Source organism: Vibrio sp. S457-15 (assembly GCF_000960545.1).
Taxonomy (GTDB): domain Bacteria; phylum Pseudomonadota; class Gammaproteobacteria; order Enterobacterales; family Vibrionaceae; genus Vibrio; species Vibrio parahaemolyticus.
The window spans coordinates 224,290-230,563 of sequence record NZ_JYOQ01000142.1 but is presented as its reverse complement, the minus strand read 5'-3'; the positions used below and the strand labels follow the sequence as shown (position 1 = coordinate 230,563).

The window sequence follows — 6,274 nt, the reverse complement described above, 5'->3', positions numbered from 1 at the left end:
TGTGTAGAGAACACAGAAACAGCTTTCCGAATTAAAGAATTTGCTTGGCGACCATAGCGTTTTGGACCCACCTGACTCCATTCCGAACTCAGAAGTGAAACGAAATAGCGCCGATGGTAGTGTGGGGTTTCCCCATGTGAGAGTAGGACATCGCCAGGCTTTAAATTTAGACTTAGGTCTAACCAGTGCGGAGCGGTAGTTCAGTTGGTTAGAATACCGGCCTGTCACGCCGGGGGTCGCGGGTTCGAGTCCCGTCCGCTCCGCCACTTATTTGAGAGTCGTCTCATTAAACACGAACTACAGGGGTGTAGCTCCAATTGGCAGAGCAGCGGATTCCAAATCCGCGTGTTGGGAGTTCGAATCTCTCCACCCCTGCCATATTTAAAGCCTCAGTCGAAAGACTGAGGCTTTTTTACGTTTGTAAAATGGCAAATTTATTCTTTGTGAATTCAAGTTCCCAAATAGGCGATTCTAGGCGCGTAGCTAATGGTTGCTAAGTCTTAACTGCCCTAATCTCTTATCTACTTTCCCTATATAAAGAACAGCAACTTTCCAGCAGGATTAATATCTAGCCGCTAGTGATACCTTGTCGTTGTATGTCACTGATGGGAATCTCAAGGTCTTGTTGATATTTATTAGCGTTTTTCTGGGTATTTTTAAGAACGCGTCTAGTTGTTGTTGGGATGATTAGCGTTGTTGTTCCTGTTATCATCTTAGGACACTACAAATATAGGATTAACCTTATGCCACATCTACGATTTCGCGCTGTAGAACCTCAAGCAGTACAAGCTTTATCAAAGCCACTGACTGACGAGCTCCAGCCACTAATGAATAGTCCACGAGAAGATTTTACTTTTGAGTACATCTACACAACTTTCTTTAGTGAAGGCGAGGTAAGTCCTGCTTATCCTTTTGTTGAAGTTTTGTGGTTTGATCGAGGACAAGAGACCCAAGACAAGGTGGCGAAAGTAATTACACAACAGGTTCGTGGTGTAGTCGGTGAAGATATTGATGTAGCAGTCATTTTTTCTGCACTATCGCCAAATGCCTACTATGATAATGGTGAACATTACTAAAGGGGATGTATGATGCGGCTGAGTCTTTCTTTTTATTTAAGTTTATTTTTCTCAGCTCCTCTTTATGCTACGCCATGGGAGCAAGTTAGTGCTCCCACTCATAATATGTCCTCTTCTATTGGTAGTTACGCGAATGGCTGCTTAGATGGGGCTTCCCCGCTGCCTTTAGAAGGTACAGGTTATCAAGTGTTACGTAGTCGAACGAATCGCTACTATGGGCACCCTAACACTATAGATTTTGTTGAAAGCCTAGCTTTAAAGGCGAATCAAAAGTTAAAAACTACTTTACTAATTGGCGACCTTTCTTTACCTCGTGGCGGCCGTTTTTCATCTGGTCATTCAAGCCATCAAACGGGGCTGGATATTGATATCTGGTTGCGTTTAGCTGACTCTCCTCTCTCCTATAACGAACTTCAATTGCCGAAACCGATGAGTGTGGTTGATCTGCAAGACTACTCGATATTAAATCATCGATGGGATAAGAGGCATTTTGAACTCATCCGTTATGCTGCTAAGAGCGATGAGGTGGCTCGTATCTTTGTTCACCCTGTTATCAAAGAGCAACTGTGTGCTCAGGAAGGGGGAAAAGATCGTTCTTGGCTACGTAAAGTTCGTCCTTGGTGGGGGCATCATTATCATTTTCATGTGCGCTTATCATGCCCTGACTCAAGCTCTAATTGTGTAGATCAAGCACCTCCTCCTTCTGGTGATGGGTGTGGTTCGGAGTTAGCTAGTTGGAAGCCAAAAGCAGTTGTCCCTGCGAAGCCTCAGCCAGCAAAAGTAGCGGCTAAACCTAAAAAGAAAAAAGCGATTCCACCACAATGTCAGCCACTTATCGTCAGTAAATAACGTCTCATCTTTGTTCTTGTTTCTGCTCAGGTGAAACTGGAGAAACATCATACTTTTGTCTACAGTGAATAATACCAATACAAAAACTAACCCAACTCGTTTGGGTGACATATTATAGAAATCTTAAATAAATAACGGGTTGTATGTATTGTTGAGTGGTAACGACTCTGTTTTGAAAGATCTTTCGTCACGATACTCTGATTTCTGAACAATATGTCTGTCGGTTGGTAAGCAAAATTGGCAACGCAGACAAGGTATTGAGGCGGGGGTGTGGAGTGACCTGTCGTAGAATGAATCAAGGACAAAACCATGACTATTATTTGTGCAAAAGAATTTGCAGAGTGGTTAAGACACAGATTTAGTAGTGATCCCAAGGGAGTCTTACTGACTCGTGAAGATGTTAATCACCTGACGGGACGTCAGCGTCTCGATCCGGGATTTGTTAATGATGTGCATTACGAGCTAATGCAATATGGAATGGCTTTCGTTACAGATACGAGCAGGGAAAACTTCTATTTAATTCCTGTATCCCAAGCTGAAAATTGGCGTGAAAGACTCGAGTATCACTTTGAGAAAGAGTTGTTTTGCAATATCTATCCAATCGAAAAATCAGGATAAAAAAAGGTTCAACTTTGTTCGCAAAGTTGAACCTCATTTTATTTAGGCGAGTCCCTGAATCACCACAAACTTTTCAAGCAATTGCTCTTCTGTCTCAATGTGGTTTGGATCAGTAATAATACATTTTGTTATTGGACAAACTGACTGACAGGTAGGCTTTTCGTAATGACCTTTGCACTCAGTACATAAGTTAGGGTCGATTTCGAAGATGCTGTCTCCCATGCTGATCGCGCCATTCGGGCATTCCGGATCACACATGTCGCAGTTAATGCATTTGTCAGTGATGAGTAACGCCATGATTACTTACCAGTAGGATTACGAGTGTCCTGGCCTGCGTTTAGATTTCGCATCAACAGGCCGTATTCTAGGTTCATGTCTTCAGGAACAGGAATGAATACGAAGTGGCCGTTACCTTTTGCGTCTTCAATTGACTCTGATTTGCGGTTTTCCATCGCTTCTAGAGTGAAAACAACGTTACCTTTTGGTGTCATTAACTCCAGGCTGTCACCTACAACGAATTTGTTTTTCACTTCAACTTCTGCCATGTCGCCACGACGTTTACCTGTGAACTCACCAACAAATTGTTGTGCGTCAGAGACTGAGTAACCGTAGTCGTAGTTTTGGTAAGTATCGTGTGTATGACGACGTAGGAAACCTTCTGTGTAACCACGGTGAGCTAGGCTTTCTAGTGTACCCATTAGGCTTTCATCGAATGGTTTACCTGCAACTGCGTCGTCGATCGCTTTACGGTAAACCTGAGCAGTACGTGCACAGTAGTAGAACGACTTAGTACGGCCTTCGATTTTTAGTGAGTGAACTCCCATCTTCGTTAGACGCTCTACGTGCTGAACCGCGCGTAGGTCTTTTGAGTTCATGATGTAAGTGCCGTGTTCATCTTCGTAGGCAGCCATTTTTTCTTCTGGACGATGCGCTTCAGAAAGCAGAACCACTTCATCCGTTGGTTTACCACGACCGATAGTGGTTTCAGGGCGCTCGTCTTGAATTTCAACAGGCTGTGCTTCAGTTGGGTCAAACTTCTCAACGATGTCGCCAGCGTCGTTTTCTTTGCCTTCTTCAACTTTGTATTCCCAACGACATGCATTAGTACATGTACCTTGGTTAGGGTCACGCTTGTTAATGTAACCAGAAAGTAGGCAACGACCAGAGTAAGCCATACATAGTGCACCGTGAACGAATACTTCTAGTTCAGTTTCAGGGCAATGCTCACGAATTTCTTCGATTTCTTCTAGAGAGAGCTCGCGAGAAACGATTACACGTTCAACGCCATTCGCTGCCCAGAACTTAACGGTTGCCCAGTTTACAGCGTTTGCTTGTACAGAAAGGTGAATTGGCATTTCTGGGAAAGCTTCACGAACCATCATGATTAGACCAGGATCTGACATGATCAACGCGTCAGGGCCCATCTCAACGACTGGTTTAAGGTCACGAATGAAGGTTTTTAGCTTCGAGTTATGTGGTTGGATGTTGCATACCACGTAAAGCTTTTTGCCTAGGGCATGTGCTTCATCGATACCGATTTTTAGGTTCTCGTGGTTAAACTCGTTGTTACGTACGCGAAGGCTGTAGCGAGGTTGGCCAGCGTAAACTGCATCTGCGCCGTAGGCGAATGCGTAACGCATATTTTTCAGGCTGCCCGCTGGAGACAGTAGCTCAGGTACGAATGCTTTCTCAGTTGTCATTGCTCAATTCTCTTTTATCTGATCACAAGTCAGGCCAATTCCACCTTATGGAAATGGGGCGCAAATTTTACGTCAAAATGTGAACTGTGACTAGGAGAATTGTGCTTTAGATGAACAAACGCCCTACAAAAAGTGAGGGCGTATTTATTAAAAAGTAGGGTTATCTTATGCGTTAGGGTTAGGCAGGCCGCCTAGCGCTTCATATAGATTTGGTAGGAAAGCGCTGAATTCACCGCACATTAGTGAGAAGTCAGCATCAAAGCGAGCCGCTTGATCTTCACGTGGGATATCGTCGTTTTGATCTTTCAACTCATCTGAGAATTTTAGACGTTTGATGCCGGAATCTTCAGCCATGATGAACTCGATTCGGTCTTGCCAGTTAAGTGCAAGTTTCGTCACGACTTTGTCAGCTGCGATGTGATTGCGGATTTCATCTGTGGTCAGCTCTTGCTTCTTACAGCGAATCACGCCACCTTCTTCAAGTACTGATTTTAACTCAGCTTCGTCCATCATGGTGATGCCTTGCGGCGTGTTACCTGTTTTAACCCAATCAGTTAGCGTTGTTTCAATTGCTACTTCTGGAATCGCAGGAACAACAGGTAAGCTACCCATGGTTTTACGCAGTAGCGCTAATACGTCTTCTGCTTTTTTGTAGCTGCTTGCATCGACAAGGATGAAGCCTTCTTTTGGCATAATCAACACGTGAGTGTGGCTGCTGCGGCTAAAAGCGCGAGGCAGTAAGTCCATCACGATGTCATCTTTTAAGTTGTCTTTCTCTTTCTTCTTCAGAGGGCGACCTTCTTGCGCTTCCATAGCGTCTACTTTTGCATTCAGAGACTCTTTAATCACAGAAGCAGGCAGCATTTTCTCTTCTTTTTTTGCACAGATCAGAATGCGGTTTTCTGACACGTGCGTCATCATGTCGCCATGTCGACCCATAGCACTAACCCAACCAAACTTTTGTTTATCTTGGCTACCACAAGGGGTGAATCGAAACTCAGCGAGTTGAGTTTCTAGTTGATCGGCGTTGAAGTTAACCTCGCGGTTAACGCGATATACCAGACAGTTTTTAAACCACATAAATCTTCTCTAGGCTTGATGACAAGGGAGTAATCATAGGGAATTTTTGAGCTGATGTCTTAATAGAAATGAAAAATATCAGGATGAACCCCAAAAGAAAGTTATATGAAAATTTGTTTTCAAAGGTCACAAAAGTGTCATAATTGGTAGTGATAATGCTTATGCATCGAGGGGCGCGCTTTGTCTCTTAAATTCATTAGCTCAACAAACATAAGGTTACTCAATTATGTCTAGAAGGATTCTGGTTGTTGAAGACGAAGCTCCAATTCGTGAAATGCTTTGCTTCGTGCTTGAACAAAAAGGTTACCAGGCGGTAGAGGCGGAAGATTACGATACTGCTGTAACCAAACTGGCTGAACCCTTCCCTGATTTAGTATTACTGGATTGGATGTTACCTGGCGGTAGTGGCATTAATTTTATCAAACACATGAAACGTGAAGAGCTTACACGCAACATTCCTGTTGTGATGCTGACTGCTCGCGGTGAAGAAGAAGATAAAGTTCGCGGTTTAGAGGTTGGTGCAGATGACTACATTACCAAACCGTTTTCTCCTAAAGAGTTAGTTGCTCGCCTTAAAGCGGTTATTCGCCGTGTTACGCCGACCGCATTAGAAGATGTGATTGATGTTCAAGGTCTCAAACTCGATCCTGTTTCTCACCGTGTTACTGCGAATGATGAAGCGGTTGATATGGGGCCTACCGAGTTCAAGATGCTGCACTTCTTTATGACCCATCAAGAGCGTGTTTACAGCCGTGAGCAGCTGCTAAATAACGTGTGGGGCACCAATGTTTATGTTGAAGACCGTACTGTTGACGTTCATATCCGTCGTCTTCGTAAAGCACTGGAAGCTGCCGGTCACGACAAACTGATTCAAACCGTTCGTGGCGCTGGTTACCGCTTCTCAACAAAGGCTTAGATTTTTACGCAGCTTATCAATGCCATTTCTGGAGT

General features: G+C 44.0%; 7 protein-coding genes, 2 tRNA genes and 1 rRNA gene. 7 read left to right on the top strand and 3 right to left on the bottom strand.

The genetic code is table 11. The features are described from left to right. Positions 1–43: 43 nt before the first annotated feature. The 6 genes from rrf to UF05_RS16510 all read left to right on the top strand — a co-directional run bounded on the left by rrf (position 44) and on the right by UF05_RS16510 (position 2,543). Positions 44–159: ribosomal RNA gene (gene rrf, locus UF05_RS16535) — 5S ribosomal RNA — on the top strand. Between the two features lie 30 nt (positions 160–189). Next, positions 190–266, top strand: a tRNA-Asp gene (locus tag UF05_RS16530). A gap of 35 nt (positions 267–301) precedes the next feature. Next, positions 302–378 (top strand) — tRNA-Trp (locus UF05_RS16525). A gap of 365 nt (positions 379–743) precedes the next feature. Next, on the top strand, positions 744–1,076 hold the full coding sequence (locus tag UF05_RS16520; protein ID WP_005483015.1) for a DUF1904 domain-containing protein: 333 nt from the start codon (positions 744–746) through the stop codon (positions 1,074–1,076). 12 nt (positions 1,077–1,088) lie between these two features. After that, a complete protein-coding gene (mepA, locus tag UF05_RS16515) occupies positions 1,089–1,925 on the top strand; it encodes a penicillin-insensitive murein endopeptidase (RefSeq protein WP_025633544.1) in 837 nt (278 codons plus the stop codon). 309 nt (positions 1,926–2,234) lie between these two features. Further along, positions 2,235–2,543 carry a hypothetical protein gene (locus tag UF05_RS16510; protein WP_020840122.1) on the top strand — a complete coding sequence of 103 codons (309 nt, stop codon included), beginning with the start codon at positions 2,235–2,237 and terminating at the stop codon, positions 2,541–2,543. Between the two features lie 42 nt (positions 2,544–2,585). Here UF05_RS16510 and UF05_RS16505 read toward each other — a convergent pair whose 3' ends face one another. The 3 genes from UF05_RS16505 to rdgC form a co-directional block, all read right to left on the bottom strand. Then, positions 2,586–2,840 carry a YfhL family 4Fe-4S dicluster ferredoxin gene (locus tag UF05_RS16505; RefSeq protein WP_005460170.1) on the bottom strand — a complete coding sequence of 85 codons (255 nt, stop codon included), beginning with the start codon at positions 2,838–2,840 and terminating at the stop codon, positions 2,586–2,588. Positions 2,841–2,842: 2 nt separating this feature from the next. Next, positions 2,843–4,243 carry a prephenate-dependent tRNA uridine(34) hydroxylase TrhP gene (gene trhP / locus UF05_RS16500; protein WP_045545505.1) on the bottom strand — a complete coding sequence of 467 codons (1,401 nt, stop codon included), beginning with the start codon at positions 4,241–4,243 and terminating at the stop codon, positions 2,843–2,845. Between the two features lie 165 nt (positions 4,244–4,408). Next, positions 4,409–5,323 carry a recombination-associated protein RdgC gene (gene rdgC, locus UF05_RS16495; RefSeq protein WP_025506702.1) on the bottom strand — a complete coding sequence of 305 codons (915 nt, stop codon included), beginning with the start codon at positions 5,321–5,323 and terminating at the stop codon, positions 4,409–4,411. Between the two features lie 226 nt (positions 5,324–5,549). Between rdgC and phoB the strand changes: the two genes are divergently transcribed. Next, complete coding sequence (gene phoB / locus UF05_RS16490) at positions 5,550–6,239, top strand: phosphate regulon transcriptional regulator PhoB (protein ID WP_005460184.1); 690 nt, start codon at positions 5,550–5,552, stop codon at positions 6,237–6,239. Positions 6,240–6,274 lie beyond the last annotated feature (35 nt).

Excerpts from the sequence above, each read along its gene's own strand:
- phoB (WP_005460184.1), top strand. The coding sequence starts at position 5,550 with ATGTCTAGAAGGATTCTGGTTGTTGAAGACGAAGCTCCAATTCGTGAA.
- rdgC (WP_025506702.1), bottom strand. The coding sequence starts at position 5,323 with ATGTGGTTTAAAAACTGTCTGGTATATCGCGTTAACCGCGAGGTTAAC.
- UF05_RS16520 (WP_005483015.1), top strand. The coding sequence starts at position 744 with ATGCCACATCTACGATTTCGCGCTGTAGAACCTCAAGCAGTACAAGCT.
- mepA (WP_025633544.1), top strand. The coding sequence starts at position 1,089 with ATGCGGCTGAGTCTTTCTTTTTATTTAAGTTTATTTTTCTCAGCTCCT.
- UF05_RS16510 (WP_020840122.1), top strand. The coding sequence starts at position 2,235 with ATGACTATTATTTGTGCAAAAGAATTTGCAGAGTGGTTAAGACACAGA.
- UF05_RS16505 (WP_005460170.1), bottom strand. The coding sequence starts at position 2,840 with ATGGCGTTACTCATCACTGACAAATGCATTAACTGCGACATGTGTGAT.
- trhP (WP_045545505.1), bottom strand. The coding sequence starts at position 4,243 with ATGACAACTGAGAAAGCATTCGTACCTGAGCTACTGTCTCCAGCGGGC.